Here is a 17,657-nt window from a genome sequence, read left to right on the forward strand (position 1 = left end):
GTTAATCCACAGTTACCGTCAAATAACGGTTCATATAAGCCGGAATATCCGGAGTATGCTGTAGCAAAGTAGCAACAAAAGCGTCGCGCTCAAAGGCCAATACCTGCAAATCCCACACGCAGAATGATTCATCCCGCGCTGCGCGCCAAACGCCCTGTTCCTGCACCCACACTTTCACGCGTAATTCGTTTTCGTTATCCCACCATCCGACAATCAGGTAATTCAGTGTTTTTCCCTGATGCTCAATCACAACACCCACGCCAGGACGATTGACGGTCTCTGCATCGCGCGGTAACCACTGCCCAACAAGTTGATAAGCGGGGCTGTAATCCGGTGTCGCCCCCTGCGCCTGCGAGTAGCGAATCACATAGCGCTTTAACCGCCATTGATTAAGGATTTTGATGCCTGCTGGCGAGATGGCTCGTGGTAAGTAGGGCTGCGGTTGCCAGCTTATGGTTTTGTCGGCGGCGGCGACAGGTTGTGAATCCAGCGCATCCAGTGTCTCTGCGACTGTACGGATAGCGGCAAATCGATCCGCTAACACGGTTTCAGTGCGCAGTTTCAACTCTGTGCTGCTCAACAGCACACCATTTGGCTGGGTCATCGGGAAGGTCAGTGTGGCCTCGGTGACAAAGGTGACCTGATAGCCCAGATCCGACGCCACGCGGGCCGTGGTCTCACAACACTGCTCGGTGCGCATACCCGCAATAATAAGATGGCTGATATCTCTCTCTTTGAGCCATTGATCCAGCCCTGAATCGGTCAGCGCGTTATGCACGCGTTTTTGCACGGAAACATCGGCCTGATGGGAGACCAGCGACATCGGCTTAACATAGCCGGAAGCCAACGAGAATGGCCCCTCGGGCGAAACATGGAACACATCCACCAGTGCGACGCCACGTTGTTTACAACCGCTAATAAGTTGGTTCAGCGCGGCTGAGAAGGCCGGCACCTCTTGCTGCTGCCAAAAAGGTTTATGCTCGAATGATTGCTGAACATCGATGATCAATAGTGCGCTGTTAGTCATTTTCGGCCCTCCGCCGTGTGGGTATGAACCCATCATGCGCGGGTTTCAAGCCGGGTGGAATGCCAAATCGGGCCATCATAGGGGATAAAAGGGACCAGTTTTTAGTTGCTCCCTTTTATTGGCCTTCCTGTGCGCTTTCGCTTTTATCTATTCAGCTAGCGGTAGTAATTGCTGATACAGTTTTTTAAAAATTATCCGACGTGCGGCGTAATCTTGATGTCGCTGCGCATCTGGCAGGTGGGTCTGCTCCAGTGGCAGCGCGGGTAATAAATCAGCCAGTGACCGCTGCGGATTTAGCGCGATTTGAGCCAAGCGCGCCGCACCTAGCGCCGGGCCAACATCGCCGCCAGTACGATACTCCAGTGTTTGGCCGCTGATATCCGCCAGCATCTGCCGCCAATAGGCACTGCGCGCACCACCGCCAATCAAGGTGACCGATTTTGGCTGTAACCCGCTGGCATGTAGAGCATCCATACCGTCGGCTAAAGCAAACCCCACCCCCTCCAACACGGCGCGCGCTAAATCTGCTCGGCGATGCTCGTGGGTAAAGCCCCAGAATGCCCCTTTGGCATTAGGATTATTATGGGGTGTGCGTTCGCCAGAGAGGTAGGGCAGGAACCATACGGGAGTCGAGGCGACAGGTGAGCTTGCCACCTCATCAATCAGGGCGGGAACAGTGTCGGCACCGGTCAGCTGGCAGGCCCAATCCAGACAGGAAGCGGCACTGAGCATCACTGACATCAAGTGCCAGCTGTTGGGGAGCGCATGACAAAAACTGTGAACCGCACTGGCCGGATTGCTGAGGAAGCCGTCGCTAACCGCAAAATAGACGCCGGAGGTACCCAGCGACAACATCGCCTGACCGGTCTGGTACAGGCCAACCCCTATTGCACCAGCGGCATTATCGCCCCCACCCGCAACGACGGGGATGGTGTTGATACCCCAGCGCTGTGCTATCTCCGCGCTGACATGGCCGGTTATCTGGCTACCCTCGAACAATGCGGGCATCTGCTGGCGGCTTAAACCGCAGGCGGACAGCATCTCATCACTCCAGTCGCGTTTAGCCACATCCAGCCACATTGTTCCGGCGGCATCGGACATATCACTGGCGAAATCACCACTGATCAGAAAGCGCAGATAATCTTTGGGTAACAGCACCTTATCGATACGGCTGAAAACCTCTGGCTCATATTCCGCCAGCCATTTCAGCTTAGGTGCGGTAAAGCCCGGCATCATCAGGTTGCCGGTAATTTGGCGCGATGCAGGCACCGCCTGTTCCAGCGCCTGGCACTGAGAAAAACTGCGGCCATCATTCCATAAAATGGCGGGGCGCAGCACTTGGTGCTGCTTATCCAGCAAGGTCGCGCCGTGCATTTGACCCGTCAGCCCGAGGGCTTTTACCTGCTGCAAAACATGGGCTGCGGCCAGCGCTTGCATGGCCTGATCGGTTGCCTGCCACCAATCGGCAGGGTTCTGTTCTGACCATAAGGGGTGGGGGCGCGAGACAGATAATGCAGCACCTTGGCTAGCAAGCACTTGCCCGTTTTCGGCCAGTAGGATTGCTTTGACGCCGGAGGTGCCCAGATCGATACCAAGGTACATATAACCTCCTTCATTATTAGGCTATTTTATCGTGCAGAGCCTGACGGGGCGACTGCACCGATGGGCACTCCGACGGCTCACGCCACTTGTATTTTAAATAAATAGGAACCCATCCGGTACATTTCCCCGTCTATCAACAGCTGTTATTAGCCCAATGTTATTAACCAAAGATATAGCGGTTAACCTGATTCTCCAGCAACTCCTGATGGCCGCTTTGGTGATGTGGGTTCAGATTGTGTTGGCCTGCATAGCGCGCCAGATCTTCCAGCGACATTTTACCTTTCAGAATCTGTTGGCCCAGTTCGGTATTCCAACCGGCATAGCGTTTAGCAACCCACTGATCCAACTGGCCATCTTCAATCATTTTGGCGGCAATTTTCAGGGCTAATGCCATGGTGTCCATCGCCCCAATGTGACCATAAAACAGATCATATTTATCGGTACTTTGGCGGCGCACTTTGGCATCAAAATTGAGGCCGCCAGTGGTAAAACCGCCCGCTTTAAGGATCTCAAACATCACCAATGCATTCTCCTCCACACTGTTGGGGAACTGATCGGTATCCCAACCCAGCTGTGGATCGCCACGGTTAGCATCCACGGAGCCAAAAATACCCAATGCAATGGCACTGGCAATTTCGTGATGGAAAGAGTGCCCCGCCAGTGTGGCGTGGTTGGCTTCAATGTTCACTTTTATCTCTTTTTCCAGCCCAAACTGCTTGAGGAAACCATACACCGTCGCGACATCATAATCATACTGATGCTTGGTCGGCTCCTGCGGTTTTGGCTCAATAAGCAAGGTGCCCTGGAAGCCGATTTTATGTTTATGCTCCACCACCATCTGCATAAAGCGGCCAATTTGCTCGCGCTCCTGCCGTAAATCAGTATTTAGCAGCGTTTCGTAGCCTTCGCGCCCGCCCCATAACACATAGTTTTCGCCACCCAGTTTTTGGGTCGCATTCATGGCAGTAAAGACTTGGGTTGCCGCCCAACTGAAAACTTCGGGGTCAGGATTGGTGGCCGCCCCTGCACCATAACGCGGGTGGGTGAAGCAGTTCGCGGTGCCCCATAATAGTTTTACGCCGCTGCTCTCTTGTTTCTCAGCCAGGACATCACTCATCACCGCAAAATTATTCAGATACTCTTTTAGTGACGCGCCCTCAGGGGAGACATCCACATCATGGAAGCAGTAATAGGGCACATTCAGTTTATGGAAGAACTCAAACGCGACATCGGCTTTGTGTTTTGCCAGTGCCAGTGCATCGCCAGAGTGCTGCCACGGGCGGTCAAAGGCATTGGCTCCGAACATATCAGCCCCGCCCCAGCAGAAGGTGTGCCAGTAGCAGGCGGCAAACCGCAAGTGATCGGCCATTCGCTTACCAAGGATAATTTCATCCGGATTGTAGTGATGAAACGCCAGCGGGTTAGCGCTCTGGCTGCCTTCGTAACGCACTTGTTCTAATTCATCAAAATAAGATTGCATGCAATACTCCTTGGAAGCTGGCCCGCATTATTGGGCGGGTGAGCTTTTATCTTCGGAGTTGTTTGCTATTCTCTCAATTACGTTATTTCACACTCAAATTCAGAGAATTATTAATTGTGCTGTAGATCTCATAAATAACCCATTAATTATAAAAACGCGCTAATACTTATCGTGCGGATAACATCTCGCTGTGGAATTATGCATTTTGCAGAGAAGAAAACATGATCGTTATCATAAAATTAACATTAAACCAAAAAACATAATTGGCGGATAAAAATCTGTAATTGCTGATGTGCAAATAAGCGTCAACAATCCCTATTGCAGTTGATGTTTACCGTTTCTCTTCCCCTGCTTGCACAATAAGAAAGGTACTGAAAGATGAAATTTAAGAACATTTTACTCTCCGCATGTGCCGCACTGGTGATGTTTAGCCAGCCAGGATTCAGTAAAGAAATTAAAATCGGTATGGCGATAGACGATCTTCGTCTTGAACGCTGGCAGAAAGATCGCGATATTTTTGTTAACAAGGCTGAGTCTCTCGGCGCTAAAGTATTTGTTCAATCAGCAAACGGCAATGAAGAAACACAAATGTCGCAGATTGAAAATATGATTAACCGTGGTGTTGATGTGCTAGTTATTATTCCCTATAACGGCCAGGTATTAAGTAATGTGATTGCCGAAGCGAAACGGGAAGGGATAAAAGTATTGGCATATGACCGCATGATAAATAATGCGGATATCGACTTTTATATCTCATTTGATAATGAAAAAGTGGGTGAGTTACAAGCTAAAAGCCTGGTTGAGCGAGTGCCACAAGGTAACTACTTCTTGATGGGCGGTTCGCCGGTGGATAACAACGCCAAGTTGTTCCGTCAAGGGCAGATGACAGTACTTAATCCACTGATAAAAGAGGGTAAAATCAAGATTGTTGGCGACCAGTGGGTTGATGCCTGGTTACCTGAAAATGCCTTAAAAATCATGGAAAACGCGCTGACGGCCAATAATAACAAGATTGATGCGGTAGTGGCGTCGAATGATGCCACCGCTGGCGGTGCTATTCAGGCATTAGCTGCGCAAGGTCTGGCGGGTAAAGTGGCTATTTCCGGGCAGGATGCTGATTTGGCAGCCATAAAACGTATTGTTGCAGGTACGCAAACCATGACGGTATATAAGCCAATCAGTAAATTAGCTAATGACGCCGCAGAAATTGCCGTGAGCTTGGGTAAAGGTGAACAACCCAAAGCGAACAGCCAATTAAGTAATGGCATAAAAGATGTGCCCGCTTATTTATTAACGCCGATTCAAGTCGATAAAAATAATATTGATAGCACAATTATCGCCGATGGATTCCATAAAAAATCAGATATTTACTGATTAAGTATATTTTGCGGTTTTATTACTAATTTTAATAAGTGGTGAATTTTACCAGTTTATTAAAATTGCTGCTATTTCATATATGGCATAAACAATTAAAGTTGCAGTTTTATTAGCTGCAACTTTAATTAAAAAGGTACAGGAGGGAGCAATGGCCTACCTGCTAGAGATGAAAGAGATCACCAAGCAGTTTGGCGTCGTTAAGGCAGTCGATAATATCAGCCTAACACTGGAGGCTGGGCAAGTATTATCATTATGCGGCGAAAATGGCTCGGGAAAGTCCACACTAATGAAGGTGTTATGTGGTATTTACCCCACAGGTTCCTATCAAGGGGAAATAATTTTTGCAGGTGAAACGCTTCAGGCCAAAAATATTCGTGAAACAGAGCAAAAGGGTGTTGCAATAATTCATCAGGAATTGGCATTGGTGAAACAAATGTCTGTGCTGGAGAACATGTTTCTCGGCTCAGAATGGGGCCGCTTCGGCATCATGGATTACGACGCCATGTATTTACGCTGTCAACGGATGCTGGCGCAGGTCAAGCTAGCGGTCGATCCCCATACACTGGTTGGTGAACTGGGCCTTGGGCAGCAACAATTGGTCGAAATCGCGAAAGCGCTGAATAAACAAGTGCGGCTGCTGGTGTTGGATGAGCCAACGGCCTCGCTGACGGAGAGCGAAACGGCCATTTTGCTGGATATTATTCGTGACCTGCGAAATCACGGCATCGCCTGCATCTATATCTCGCACAAATTGAACGAAGTGAAAGCCATCTCGGATCATATCTGTGTGATCCGCGATGGTCGTCATATTGGCACTCGCCCTGCGGCAACTATGAGTGAAGATGACATTATCGCCATGATGGTGGGCCGCGAACTTAAAGAGCTATACCCCCACGAGGCGCACCACATCGGTGAGGAAATTCTGCGGGTAGAAAATCTCTGCGCCTGGCATCCGGTAAACCGCCATATTCGTCGGGTAGATGGCGTCTCTTTCTCTTTGAAACGCGGCGAGATTTTAGGGGTGGCCGGATTGGTCGGTTCGGGCCGCACAGAAACGGTGCAATGCCTGTTTGGCGTCTATCCAGGCCGCTGGCAGGGCGAGATTTTTATTGATGGCAAAGCTGTCACCATCAGCAATTGCCAGCAAGCTATGAAGCTGGGTATCGCGATGGTGCCGGAAGACCGCAAAAAAGATGGCATTGTGCCGGTGATGGGGGTTGGGGCCAATATTACCCTGGCGGCGCTGGATGATTTTACCGGTGCTTTTAGCGTGCTGGATGATGCTAAAGAGCAATCGACGATTGTGCACTCTCTGGCGCGATTGAAAGTGAAAACCTCCTCTTCAGAGCTAGCCATCGCCCGCCTCAGTGGCGGCAATCAGCAAAAAGCCATATTGGCTAAATGCCTGTTATTGAATCCACGGATTTTGATCCTCGACGAACCGACGCGTGGTATCGACATTGGCGCAAAATATGAAATTTATAAACTTATCAATCAATTGGTCCAACAGGGGATTGCGGTCATTGTGATTTCCTCTGAACTGCCGGAGGTCTTGGGATTAAGTGATCGGGTGCTGGTCATGCATCAGGGGCGCATCAAAGCCGATCTCATTAACCAGAACCTGACTCAAGAAAAGGTCATGGAAGCCGCACTCAGGAGTGAAACCCATGTCGCAAGCTAACCAACCAGAAGTTAATGCACCGGAAAATGGCGCTAAAAAGCCGCTATTTCGGCTAAAATCAGTTAATTTGCAAGTTTTTGTTATGTTGGCGGCTATCGCCATTATTATGCTGTTTTTCACATTCACCACCGAAGGGGCCTATCTCAGCGCCAGAAATATCTCGAACCTGCTGCGCCAGACGGCGATCACCGGCATCCTCGCCGTTGGCATGGTATTTGTCATTATCTCAGCGGAAATTGACTTGTCCGTCGGCTCAATGATGGGGTTGCTAGGCGGAATTGCGGCGATTTTTGATGTGTGGCTTGGCTGGCCGCTACCCCTGACCATTGTGATCACGCTGGGTTTAGGGCTGGTACTTGGGGCATGGAATGGTTGGTGGGTGGCCTATCGCAAAGTGCCCTCATTTATTGTCACCCTGGCGGGAATGCTGGCATTTCGCGGCATTTTGATTGGCATCACCAACGGCACGACGGTGTCGCCCACCAGTAACGCCATGTCGCAGATTGGTCAAAGTTATCTGCCCAATGGTCTTGGGTTCGGCATCGGCGCAATTGGCCTGATGCTGTTTGTCGCCTGGCAGTGGCATCGCCGCAGTCACCGAATCCGGCTCGGTTTGCCTGTCGCCGCGCCACAAGGGGATGTCACCCGCCAATCAATTACCGCCATTATTGTTCTTGGTGCAATATATTTACTGAATGATTATCGCGGTGTCCCTACTCCGGTATTGATTCTGACGGCGTTGATGTTGGCAGGGATATTTATGGCTACCCGCACGGCATTTGGCCGCCGAATCTATGCCATTGGCGGCAATATTGATGCCGCTCGTTTATCAGGGGTGAATGTTGAGCGCACTAAACTGGCGGTATTTGCGATCAATGGATTGATGGTCGCTATCGCTGGTTTGATTCTTAGCTCACGTCTGGGGGCCGGTTCACCTTCGGCGGGTAATATTGCTGAACTGGATGCCATTGCCGCCTGTGTGATTGGTGGCACGAGTCTTGCCGGTGGGATCGGCAGTGTGGCCGGTGCGGTGATGGGCGCATTTATCATGGCTTCTCTCGACAATGGGATGAGTATGCTAGATGTTCCGACATTCTGGCAGTACATTGTCAAAGGCGCGATTTTGCTGCTGGCCGTGTGGATGGATTCTGCCACCAAACGCCGGGTTTAACCCTATCCCGCAGCAGAGAGTTCAGTGCCATACTGCATTGATCTCTCTGCGGATTTCGTTTTAATCCCCCATCCATTTCAGGAGCCACTCCCATGTTTGAGAAACGCTACCGGATAACCTTGCTGTTTAACGCTAATAAAGTGTACGACCGGCAAGTAGTGGAAGGCGTCGGCGAGTATTTACAGGCTTCGCAGTGCGATTGGGATATTTTTATTGAAGAGGATTTTCGCTGTCGCATCGATAACATCCGTGATTGGCTGGGTGATGGTGTTATAGCTGATTTTGATGATCGGCAGATAGAGCAACTGCTGGTGAATGTCGATGTCCCTATCATCGGGGTCGGCGGCTCTTACCATCAGCCGGAGGAGTACCCGCCGGTCGATTATATTGCGACCGACAATCAGGCCTTGGTCGAGGCCGCTTTTATGCATCTGAAAGAGAAGGGTTTAAATCGTTTTGCTTTCTACGGGCTACCGGCCAGCAGTGATAAGCGCTGGGCACAGGAGCGGGAATATGCCTTCCGCCAATTAGTGGCGGCGGAGCAATATCAAGGGGTGGTCTATCAAGGCATGGCCACCGCGCCGGCGAACTGGCAATACACCCAGAATCGGTTGGCGGATTGGGTACAAACCTTGCCGCATCAGACGGGGATTATTGCCGTGACGGATGCGCGGGCGCGCCATTTATTGCAGGTGTGCGAGCATCTGGATATTGCCGTACCAGAAAAGTTGAGTGTGATTGGCATCGATAATGAAGAGTTAACCCGCTATTTATCACGAGTGGCACTTTCATCAGTCGCGCAAGGGACACGGCAAATGGGCTATCGGGCGGCCAAGTTGTTACATCAACGCCTTAACCAACGCCAAAAACAGCAAGAGGCCCCGCCGTTGCAGCGCATTCTGGTTCCTCCAGTGAAAGTAATAGCTCGCCGTTCAACGGATTTTCGTTCGCTACGTGATCCGGCGGTCATTCAGGCGATGCACTACATTCGTCATCACGCCTGCAAGGGGATTAAGGTGGAGCAGGTGCTGGATGCGGTAGGGATGTCGCGTTCGAATTTGGAAAAGCGCTTTAAAGACGATATTGGGCAGACGATTCATGGCGTTATTCATGAAGAAAAGCTCGATCGAGCGCGCAATTTACTGGCCGCTACCTCGCTGCCTATCAATGAAATATCACAAATGTGCGGTTACCCGTCGCTGCAATATTTCTATTCGGTATTCAAAAAAGGCTATTCCATCACCCCGAAAGAGCACCGTGATAAATATGGCGAAGTGAACTATTAGCTCTTTCGAGCTGTTGTAGAGACATAACCGCTGAGTGATTCCGTAAATACAGCAGAATCTGTCACCGTGATTCGACTCTTTCAGATTTCATCTCAGACAATAACCACAGAGCAAAATCCCGCATCGCGGCAGTTTCTGTGCGGGATTGTAGGCGAGTTAACCAATATCCTCCGAGGTTAATCGTCGTGCTAAAAGGTTGGATGATGCGTTCACTACGTAGCAGGTGCATAAACATGGACGGTGGGGCCAGCGCAATACCTATTTCCTCTTGCGCCGCTTCCAGCATACTTACCGACGAGTCGAACATGATTATTTGCTGGGAAGGTGAAGGGAGAGATCCCCCTGCGGCGGTAAACCATGTCGACCATTCATCGCGACGATAGGAGCGAAGCAGAGTAAATTTTTGAAGGTCATTAGGGGTACGTAAACACCCTGCTAATGAGGGAGCACACAAAGGCGCAAGGGGGGCATCGCATAAAAATTGCGACTCCGTGCCATGCCAGGCACCATTGCCATAGCGAATGGCGTAGTCCAGCCCTTCAGCCACAACATCGACGCGATTATTATGTGTGGAAAGTAAAATATCCACATGGGGGTAATGCTGTTGAAAATGCCTCAAACGCGACAATAGATAGCCGGTGGCGAAGGTTCCGACAACGCCCACTCTGATTTTTTCACGCATCATCCCAGCAGAAAAACGGTCTAGGGTGTCAGCTATCCGATCAAAGGAGTCGTTAAGGATGGGGAGTAGATTCTCACCTTCCGTTGTTAGCACTAATCCGCGTGAAATACGAATAAAGAGGCGACAGTTGAGGCGTTGTTCCAGGGCTTTGACTTGCTGGCTTATTGCGGCATGGGTAACATTTAATTCGATAGCAGCCTTAGTAAAACTTAACTGTCTGGCCGCAGCTTCGAAGGCACGAAGTGCATTTAACGGAATATAGCTGCGTACCATAGGCTTATCTGTTAGATTTTCTATTATTAAATGCCAAATATAATCGATTGTTATCGATAGTCAATCCTTGCAGAATTTGTGCCGCAGAAGGAGCCACACTGCGTGTCATTTACCAGTCTATGGAAGATCCCCAATGATGAAAAAGTCTATAATCACTACTTTGGTCTTAGCCGCTATCACAACCTCCCCACTTTGTACCTCAGCACAAACAATACTGACGGAACAACAGGTTGCAGCTATCGTTAATAACACCCTTACGCCATTGCTCAAAGAACAGGATATTCCCGGTATGGCCGTCGCGGTATTTTATGACGGCAAGCCGCAATTTTTTAACTATGGCGTCGCGGATATAAAAACAGGCCGCCGAGTAACAGAAAATACCCTGTTTGAGCTCGGTTCGGTGAGTAAGACCTTTACCGGAGTTGCCGGGGAGTATGCGGTACAAACCGGAATGATGAACCTTAATGATCCTGTGACGGAATACGCTTCTGAGCTAACGGGGAATCAGTGGAAAAAGGTGAAAATGTTGCATCTGGCGACTTACACTGCGGGCGGGCTTCCTCTTCAACTCCCCGATTCGGTGACCGACCAGAAATCATTATGGCAATATTATCAACAATGGCAGCCACAATGGGCTCCAGGGGTAATGCGAAATTACTCCAATGCCAGCATTGGCTTATTTGGTGCGCTGGCGGTGAAGAAAAGTCAGTTAACATTTGAAAACTACATGATGAAAAATGTGTTCCAGCCATTAAAACTGAAACATACTTTTATCACTGTCCCTGAGTCGATGCAGTCAAACTATGCATGGGGATATAAGGATGGTCGGCCAGTACGTGTCACATTAGGCATGTTGGGTGAGGAAGCCTATGGCGTGAAATCCACCTCGCAAGATATGATGAGATTTATGCAGGCCAATATGAGCCCTGATAGCCTGCCTGCTGAAAACGATAAGTTAAAGAGAGCGCTCATCGCGGCCCAGTCTCGCTATTTCCAAGCGGGAGAGATGTTCCAAGGGTTGGGGTGGGAAATGTATAACTGGCCTATCAACCCACAGAGGGTCATTGCCGACAGTGGCAATGATATCGCGTTGAAACCGCGTAAAGCTGAGGAATTGCAGCCACCACACCCTGCGATACCGGCATCTTGGGTGCATAAGACCGGTGCTACCAATGGTTTTGGGGCTTATATTGTCTTCATCCCAGAGGAGAATATTGGCATAGTGATGTTGGCTAACAAGAATTACCCTAATCCTGTCCGCGTACAAGCTGCCTATAATATTCTTCAGGCATTGCGTTGAGAGTCATATCGGCCTGACCCCTTTAGAGCTGGATATAAGTGCAGTCTGGTAACAGGCTGCACTTACCTGGCGACAGCACCACTGCTGCGGAGTGATTTCCGTTAATGCAATAGAGCCATTTATTCACCAACTCATATCTAATGAATAGCGCCATACAATAAACGCGCTATAATCGCCGACTTAGATAATGCATATCTATGGAAGATCATCGTCCCCGGTGGGGCGGCTGGACTTCAAATCCAGATGGGGCCGCCAGCGGTCCTCGGCAGGTTCGACTCCTGTGGTCTTCCGCCAAAATAGTTTTCCAAACTCTCTGTGACTCAACATAATTTTTTATAATCGAATATTTAAAAAGGTAATGATCCATTTGGGTAGACTGCGTTCTACAGGTTTCTACCTATGCAGAGGCACAGTCGGGGGCATATATCCGAAGCAGATCATTAAAACATAATGAACGTTGATGATTACTTGGTGATATCGACGCTATGATGGCATTGAGATTGTCATGACTCTGCTTATGCTGGCATTGCGCCTCTCTTTCAATTTGTAATGAGATACTGATATGAGCAACATTACTATTTATCACAATCCAGACTGTGGTACATCCCGTAATACGTTAGAACTCATCCGCAATAGTGGAGTCGAACCAACAGTTATTTATTATCTCGAAACACCCCCGAGCCGCGATAAGCTGGTAAAGCTCATTGCTAATATGGGAATAAGTGTCAGGGCCTTATTGCGTAAGAATGTTGAGCCTTATGAACAGCTAAGGCTGGCAGAAAACCCGTTTACGGACGATCAGTTAATCGATTTTATGTTGCAATATCCTATTCTGATTAACCGCCCGATTGTTGTTACCCCACAGGGAACACGACTATGCCGCCCTTCAGAAACGGTGCTTGAAATATTGCCTGAACCACAAAAAGGTGTGTTTACCAAAGAAGATGGCGAAAGGGTTATTGATGCATTTGGCAAACAATATAAATAAGTGCTTAATAAATTGCCCTGAAAGCCAGGGCAATTTTGATACTAATCAAAAACGCCGTTAATGATTGCCGTTACGACGGCAGTGCTCAATGCGATCAGCACCAAATCATTACCCACCATCTTCCACTCATATCCTGGGTAATAAGGGAGCTGCCCCAGCATGGAAGCAGGAACACTTTTCTTTGCAATGCCTGGAGGAAGGGGTTTCCCGCGGGCCAAATTTTTCGCTATGCCTGGCGGCAATGATTGATAACCCGTCAGGCCGAAGTTAACTGCCAGATTTCGGGCTAAGTTATAGTTAATATCTGAGTCAACATGATCAGGTTTACCATAGTTTTTACGATGATCGGCTGACGTGGTATTTTTCTGGCTAGCGTTACCTTTTTGGCTATTCCCATGATTGCCACTATTGCCATGGTTACCACCACTGTTGCCATTACCCGGATTTGCCAGTGCCGGTGTTGCAAACATGGAAAGAGAGATAATAGCTGCCAATACTGCGATTAAACCGCGACACTTAAACATGATGATTTCCTTTTACCAACTTATCTCTCACAATATTAGATTGAGTGTTAGCGACTAGCAATCTCACGGATTCTTATTTTTGAGCGCCCGGAAAGCACTCAAATTACCTTTGCGTTTTATGAATACATATTCACCTATGAACAAAACCTCCACTACCAGTTAAAACCAGCGGTTCGGCAAGGCAAGCGGGGATATTGTGGCGATGAGAAATCATAAAAGTGCACCTCTAAATGTCAGGTTGTTATCCAACATTTGAGGTGCAACTTAATTTTTGGTATTAGAAATTTTTTGCGACGTGCTGAAATGCGGTGAGAAGTTAATCGATATTTTGAATCTGCCATGTGATTGCAATGTAATGCATTGATATTTATTGTTTTTATTATCTGTGTTTTATTTGGTACATTTGTTGGTACATTTTTATTTCTGCATTTACACATGAATAAGATAGGTCTTGCTCATCATCTTGTTAGCAAAAAAAGAGCTTAAAACTGAAAGTTGTACTATTTTCATGCTTTAAAAATATGTTGCTTAGATGGGCTATTTTTTACTTATTTTAAGTAAAAAATAAGATGGATGATTTTTGACTGTTTCGTGATCCCTCTTAATAGACTTTATAGTCTTAGCCATACCGATACCAGCACTAATCAAACCCAATATGGTAAATTTAATGTCAATAAAACCAACCGCCGCAACTCCCGATTCAATTACTAATTCGCTTAATGATCTCTTACGTAAGGATGTTATAGCTAATTCTATATACCTTATTCCGTCATCATAAATTCTTTCTTTGAATTCTTTATTAATCATTTCTATATGATATTTATCGGTTGTTAATTGCAATTTATATGCAGTATCACGGAGTACTCTTTTATATGCGTCAAAGCTATCACCATAGTCATTTTTTATTTTTGCAATGGTTTCAGAAGAGAGGCCAGTTAAAAATGGCGTATCAACTTCGAGCATTTTTCTTTTTATATTACCTTCTTTGTTTATATTATTTAGGATTCTGTTTGTAAAGTTACAGTTATAGCCTAGCGATGAATTTATCTCTTTTGCTAGTGATAAATTTAAACTCAAATTTGTAAAATGCTCTCTTATAGTCCTATTTCTTACACCAGCAACCCAATTATCATATGTAGTCCTACTTTCAGGAATAGAATCCACTCTGGAGTTTTCAATGATTTTTATATTTCCGTACTCATCTTTATATGTCCTAGCTGTAGAAAATATATATCCATTAACATAGGGTGAGTTACAATCGCTAATAGTTACTGCTAACTCACCAGCAATTGTTTTTCTATTTACTTCTTTGAAGTAAATGTCACCACCGTTTTGACCAACCCGCTTAATTGGTTTGATATCCATCGATTTTTTATATATATTTATTGTATTTTGAGGGATCAAATCCCATAGTGAATGCTCATCTGCTTGATTGGTTAATACAATTCTCTTTTTGATGGATTCATATTCTCTAGCTCTACTTGGTATTATCTGGATTGAGCCATTGCTAATTAATAACCTATTTTTACTAATGTATTTAATAAAATCGGACACTATAATTTTTGCATGAGTAATGGGGTTGTCAGGCATGTAAATTATTTTATTGTTAACCTCGTAATCTTGTATGTAAGCTAGTGCATCTATTATTTCATCATTAATAATTACTGAATCCATTGATAATAGTGCTTTTGAATAATAGCTAGAATAATTTCTACTAGGTAAATAAACATTAAGAGGTGAACTATGACAAAGATAATCTACAGTAGCTTGAAATAATAACTTATTTGCTTTTTCATTGTATGCTATTAACAAATCAACAAAGTCATCATCTCGAATGCCAACATAGTTATTATAAAACAAAACATCATCGAACAATTCAGAATCCATCAGTATATCGATTATATTGTAATCCATAATTCACCTAATTATTTGTTAGTGATGATGTGAGTGATGTGTTAAATAAATGATTTTGCTATGGCTATAATTAATACCAGTGGAATGCAGGACATTAATCCAGCAGAAAAAAAGGAAAAAACAAACCATGTTTTTGATATTTTATCATTTGGTATTATTTTCGTAATTCCAAGTAAGTAACCACGAAAAACAACCACCGTGAGTAAAATTGTAGCTAAACCTATTAAATAAAGAATAGGGTGCATAGGGTCCTTTTTAAAACCCAAAAATAATGTGGCAAAAAGAGCTGCTAGGACTGTTGAAATACCTATCATTTCATTGAAAAGTTTTATGATTTTTTCACCAACTAGATCGAATCCATCCCACCTAATCATTCATATCACCTATAGTTTATCCGTACTAATAAAATGGTTTTAAAAAAAAGCGTCACATCTTAGCACAAAGTATCCTCGGGAAGACTTTTAGACGATATGACGAAGAGCAGGATTTCATCATATCGTCGATTGATACCCAATGTCGTGGTGGATAGAGATTAATGCAATTTATTCACTGCGCGCAATGCTATCCCCTCCACGCCTGCGCGCTTTACAGGCCGCTTTTCATGCAGTTGCATGCACGCCCTCAAACCGCGGCAGTACTGGGGCTACACAGGGTTTTAAGGGGGGTATTTTGCATGCAGATCCATGCACTCTAGGCATGCACGCCCCTTTTTAGTCTCGCCAACCAGAAATAAAGCTTCAAACGGTGAACGCCATCACTAAATAGCAGACAAAAAAAGCCCCGCACGAGGGCGGGGAAAGGTTGCCATGATTCTGTTATCCGTGTCTGAATGCGTCGCCATATCGTCCTAGGATATGGCGTTTTACCGGTGGGGGTAGGTATGAGCAATCAAACCACGCGTTACTTTTTACTTATTTTGTGTGATTTGGTTTGGCGCTATTTTGTTTCAGTGATCTTGCTCTGCCCACTCTTTTACCCGCGCTAATATCTCCATTTTTTGTATTGGCGACAATGTCAGAATAATAAGCATTATTTCGGCCAATACATCATCAGCGGTATAGAAATAGGCTAACGGCACCTCTAACACATCCGCCAGTTGTTTAGCCATCTCGATACTGACTTCATGTACGCCTTTCTCGTAACGATTAATACGTGTGCTTGCCACAAACTCATCAAGCCCGGCAGCAATGCCCAGCTTCTTTTGAGACAATCCTTTAGCGAGTCTAGCCTGCTTAAGTCTTTGACAAAAAACACTATGGTAATTAGTTTTCATCTTCATAACTACGATAGTCGTAGTTTTCTCTTGATGCTGATACTACGAATAACGTAGTCAAATTACTTAAGTAATAGTGACCGTGAATTAAATAAAAAAGCCCGCTAATCTGCGGGCTTGCTGGTTTTATGCTTTCTGGTGATAGCTTGTGAAACTTTACTCGATATTCTGAATCTGTTCGCGCATTTGCTCAATAAGCACTTTCAGCTCAATGGCTGAGTTAGTGACCTCGGCATTGATAGATTTTGATGCTAGCGTATTCGACTCGCGGTTGAATTCTTGCATCATAAAATCAAGGCGGCGGCCAACAGCTTCTTTTTTCTTCAAAATATTGTGCGTTTCTTTGACGTGCGCTTCGAGGCGATCCAGCTCTTCGGCGACATCGACACGCTGCGCCATCAGCACTAACTCTTGTTCCAGACGGGTATTTTCCAGCTGGACCTGCGCTTCTTCCAGTTTATTTAGTAGCCGCTCACGTTGCCACTGCAAAATGTTGGGCATGTGTGCACGGACTTTAATCACTTCGGCACTCACGCCATCAAGGCGCTGTTCGATCAGTGTTTTTAATGCTGCACCTTCGGTCTCGCGGGAGATGATAAAGTCATCAAGGGCCACATCCAGCGCCTGCATCAGTTCAGTGCTGATGGCATCCAGATCTTGCTCTTCTGCTGACATCACGCCCGGCCAGCGCAAAACATCAAGCGGGTTTATCTCGCCTTCATCACTTTGCATTTTGACCCAGTTCGCCGCTTCAACCAGCTGTTTCGCCAGTTTTTCGTTCAGAATCAGTGAACTTTGTGCCGTGGCGTCCAGTTCAAAGCGCAGGCTGCACTCAATTTTGCCGCGAGTTAGGCGGCTGCGGATACGTTCGCGAATGACCGGTTCCAGGCTGCGGAACTGTTCTGGTAAGCGAATATAAGTTTCTAAATAGCGTTGGTTAACGGAACGCAGCTCCCAAGCTGCGCTGCCCCATTCACCCTTAATGTCACGCCGGGCGTAGGCGGTCATGCTGCGGATCATTGTGCGTACCCGTTTTAATAAAGAAAAGATGCAGGGATTATAGCCTCCGAGGCGCGGGC

The 17,657-nt window shown here is 46.7% G+C and carries 15 protein-coding genes and 1 tRNA gene; 7 read left to right on the forward strand and 9 right to left on the reverse strand.

Features of this window, described 5'->3' with window-relative positions:
• Nucleotide 1: 1 nt before the first annotated feature.
• The 3 genes from FFE93_RS00265 to xylA form a co-directional block, all read right to left on the reverse strand.
• Complete coding sequence (locus FFE93_RS00265) at nt 2-1,027, reverse strand: isochorismatase family protein (protein ID WP_005273433.1); 1,026 nt, start codon at nt 1,025-1,027, stop codon at nt 2-4.
• A gap of 147 nt (nt 1,028-1,174) precedes the next feature.
• Nucleotides 1,175-2,629: a xylulokinase gene (xylB, locus tag FFE93_RS00270; RefSeq protein ID WP_138774657.1), complete on the reverse strand. Its 1,455-nt coding sequence runs from the start codon at nt 2,627-2,629 to the stop codon at nt 1,175-1,177.
• 160 nt (nt 2,630-2,789) lie between these two features.
• Nucleotides 2,790-4,109 carry a xylose isomerase gene (xylA, locus tag FFE93_RS00275; RefSeq protein ID WP_005273438.1) on the reverse strand — a complete coding sequence of 440 codons (1,320 nt, stop codon included), beginning with the start codon at nt 4,107-4,109 and terminating at the stop codon, nt 2,790-2,792.
• 378 nt (nt 4,110-4,487) lie between these two features.
• Here xylA and xylF point away from each other — a divergent pair, with 378 nt between their 5' ends.
• The 4 genes from xylF (at nt 4,488) to xylR (ending at nt 9,624) form a co-directional block, all read left to right on the forward strand.
• Nucleotides 4,488-5,483 (forward strand): D-xylose ABC transporter substrate-binding protein, encoded by a 996-nt coding sequence (gene xylF, locus FFE93_RS00280; protein WP_138774658.1) that lies wholly within the window; start codon nt 4,488-4,490, stop codon nt 5,481-5,483.
• A gap of 151 nt (nt 5,484-5,634) precedes the next feature.
• Nucleotides 5,635-7,167: a xylose ABC transporter ATP-binding protein gene (locus FFE93_RS00285; RefSeq protein WP_049601149.1), complete on the forward strand. Its 1,533-nt coding sequence runs from the start codon at nt 5,635-5,637 to the stop codon at nt 7,165-7,167.
• The gene (gene xylH, locus FFE93_RS00290) at nt 7,154-8,338 is read left to right on the forward strand and encodes a xylose ABC transporter permease XylH (protein ID WP_057648039.1); all 1,185 of its coding nucleotides are present in this window, start codon (nt 7,154-7,156) and stop codon (nt 8,336-8,338) included. Before FFE93_RS00285 ends, xylH begins: the two co-directional genes overlap by 14 nt.
• A 92-nt stretch (nt 8,339-8,430) precedes the next feature.
• Nucleotides 8,431-9,624: a D-xylose utilization transcriptional activator XylR gene (gene xylR, locus FFE93_RS00295; RefSeq protein ID WP_005273449.1), complete on the forward strand. Its 1,194-nt coding sequence runs from the start codon at nt 8,431-8,433 to the stop codon at nt 9,622-9,624.
• 61 nt (nt 9,625-9,685) lie between these two features.
• Here xylR and ampR read toward each other — a convergent pair whose 3' ends face one another.
• Nucleotides 9,686-10,579: a LysR family transcriptional regulator AmpR gene (gene ampR / locus FFE93_RS00300; protein WP_138774659.1), complete on the reverse strand. Its 894-nt coding sequence runs from the start codon at nt 10,577-10,579 to the stop codon at nt 9,686-9,688.
• A gap of 133 nt (nt 10,580-10,712) precedes the next feature.
• Between ampR and ampC the strand changes: the two genes are divergently transcribed.
• The 3 genes from ampC to arsC all read left to right on the forward strand — a co-directional run bounded on the left by ampC (nt 10,713) and on the right by arsC (nt 12,867).
• Entirely contained in the window at nt 10,713-11,879 is a 1,167-nt protein-coding gene (ampC, locus tag FFE93_RS00305) for a class C beta-lactamase (protein ID WP_138774660.1), read from the forward strand.
• Nucleotides 11,880-12,078: 199 nt separating this feature from the next.
• Nucleotides 12,079-12,173: transfer RNA gene (locus FFE93_RS21445), tRNA-Sec, on the forward strand.
• Nucleotides 12,174-12,441: 268 nt separating this feature from the next.
• Complete coding sequence (arsC, locus tag FFE93_RS00310) at nt 12,442-12,867, forward strand: glutaredoxin-dependent arsenate reductase (RefSeq protein WP_138774661.1); 426 nt, start codon at nt 12,442-12,444, stop codon at nt 12,865-12,867.
• A gap of 41 nt (nt 12,868-12,908) precedes the next feature.
• On the opposite strand, the gene FFE93_RS00315 is transcribed toward arsC, so the two are convergent.
• The 5 genes from FFE93_RS00315 to FFE93_RS00335 all read right to left on the reverse strand — a co-directional run bounded on the left by FFE93_RS00315 (nt 12,909) and on the right by FFE93_RS00335 (nt 17,598).
• Complete coding sequence (locus FFE93_RS00315) at nt 12,909-13,391, reverse strand: anti-virulence regulator CigR family protein (protein ID WP_005273463.1); 483 nt, start codon at nt 13,389-13,391, stop codon at nt 12,909-12,911.
• Nucleotides 13,392-13,928: 537 nt separating this feature from the next.
• Nucleotides 13,929-15,305, reverse strand: coding sequence for a hypothetical protein (locus tag FFE93_RS00320; protein WP_138774662.1), 1,377 nt, complete (start codon nt 15,303-15,305; stop codon nt 13,929-13,931).
• 41 nt (nt 15,306-15,346) lie between these two features.
• Nucleotides 15,347-15,679, reverse strand: coding sequence for a hypothetical protein (locus tag FFE93_RS00325; protein ID WP_057648058.1), 333 nt, complete (start codon nt 15,677-15,679; stop codon nt 15,347-15,349).
• Between the two features lie 572 nt (nt 15,680-16,251).
• Nucleotides 16,252-16,584, reverse strand: a complete 333-nt coding sequence (locus tag FFE93_RS00330) for a helix-turn-helix domain-containing protein (RefSeq protein ID WP_032897552.1) — start codon at nt 16,582-16,584, stop codon at nt 16,252-16,254.
• Nucleotides 16,585-16,734: 150 nt separating this feature from the next.
• Complete coding sequence (locus FFE93_RS00335) at nt 16,735-17,598, reverse strand: YicC/YloC family endoribonuclease (RefSeq protein ID WP_005273471.1); 864 nt, start codon at nt 17,596-17,598, stop codon at nt 16,735-16,737.
• Nucleotides 17,599-17,657: the final 59 nt, after the last annotated feature.

Source organism: Yersinia sp. KBS0713, from assembly GCF_005937895.2.
GTDB lineage: Bacteria > Pseudomonadota > Gammaproteobacteria > Enterobacterales > Enterobacteriaceae > Yersinia > Yersinia bercovieri.

Coding starts and splice junctions, on each gene's coding strand:
- FFE93_RS00265 (WP_005273433.1), bottom strand. CDS start 1,027: ATGACTAACAGCGCACTATTGATCATCGATGTTCAGCAATCATTCGAG.
- xylB (WP_138774657.1), bottom strand. CDS start 2,629: ATGTACCTTGGTATCGATCTGGGCACCTCCGGCGTCAAAGCAATCCTA.
- xylA (WP_005273438.1), bottom strand. CDS start 4,109: ATGCAATCTTATTTTGATGAATTAGAACAAGTGCGTTACGAAGGCAGC.
- xylF (WP_138774658.1), top strand. CDS start 4,488: ATGAAATTTAAGAACATTTTACTCTCCGCATGTGCCGCACTGGTGATG.
- FFE93_RS00285 (WP_049601149.1), top strand. CDS start 5,635: ATGGCCTACCTGCTAGAGATGAAAGAGATCACCAAGCAGTTTGGCGTC.
- xylH (WP_057648039.1), top strand. CDS start 7,154: ATGTCGCAAGCTAACCAACCAGAAGTTAATGCACCGGAAAATGGCGCT.
- xylR (WP_005273449.1), top strand. CDS start 8,431: ATGTTTGAGAAACGCTACCGGATAACCTTGCTGTTTAACGCTAATAAA.
- ampR (WP_138774659.1), bottom strand. CDS start 10,579: ATGGTACGCAGCTATATTCCGTTAAATGCACTTCGTGCCTTCGAAGCT.
- ampC (WP_138774660.1), top strand. CDS start 10,713: ATGATGAAAAAGTCTATAATCACTACTTTGGTCTTAGCCGCTATCACA.
- arsC (WP_138774661.1), top strand. CDS start 12,442: ATGAGCAACATTACTATTTATCACAATCCAGACTGTGGTACATCCCGT.
- FFE93_RS00315 (WP_005273463.1), bottom strand. CDS start 13,391: ATGTTTAAGTGTCGCGGTTTAATCGCAGTATTGGCAGCTATTATCTCT.
- FFE93_RS00320 (WP_138774662.1), bottom strand. CDS start 15,305: ATGGATTACAATATAATCGATATACTGATGGATTCTGAATTGTTCGAT.
- FFE93_RS00325 (WP_057648058.1), bottom strand. CDS start 15,679: ATGATTAGGTGGGATGGATTCGATCTAGTTGGTGAAAAAATCATAAAA.
- FFE93_RS00330 (WP_032897552.1), bottom strand. CDS start 16,584: ATGAAGATGAAAACTAATTACCATAGTGTTTTTTGTCAAAGACTTAAG.
- FFE93_RS00335 (WP_005273471.1), bottom strand. CDS start 17,598: ATGATCCGCAGCATGACCGCCTACGCCCGGCGTGACATTAAGGGTGAA.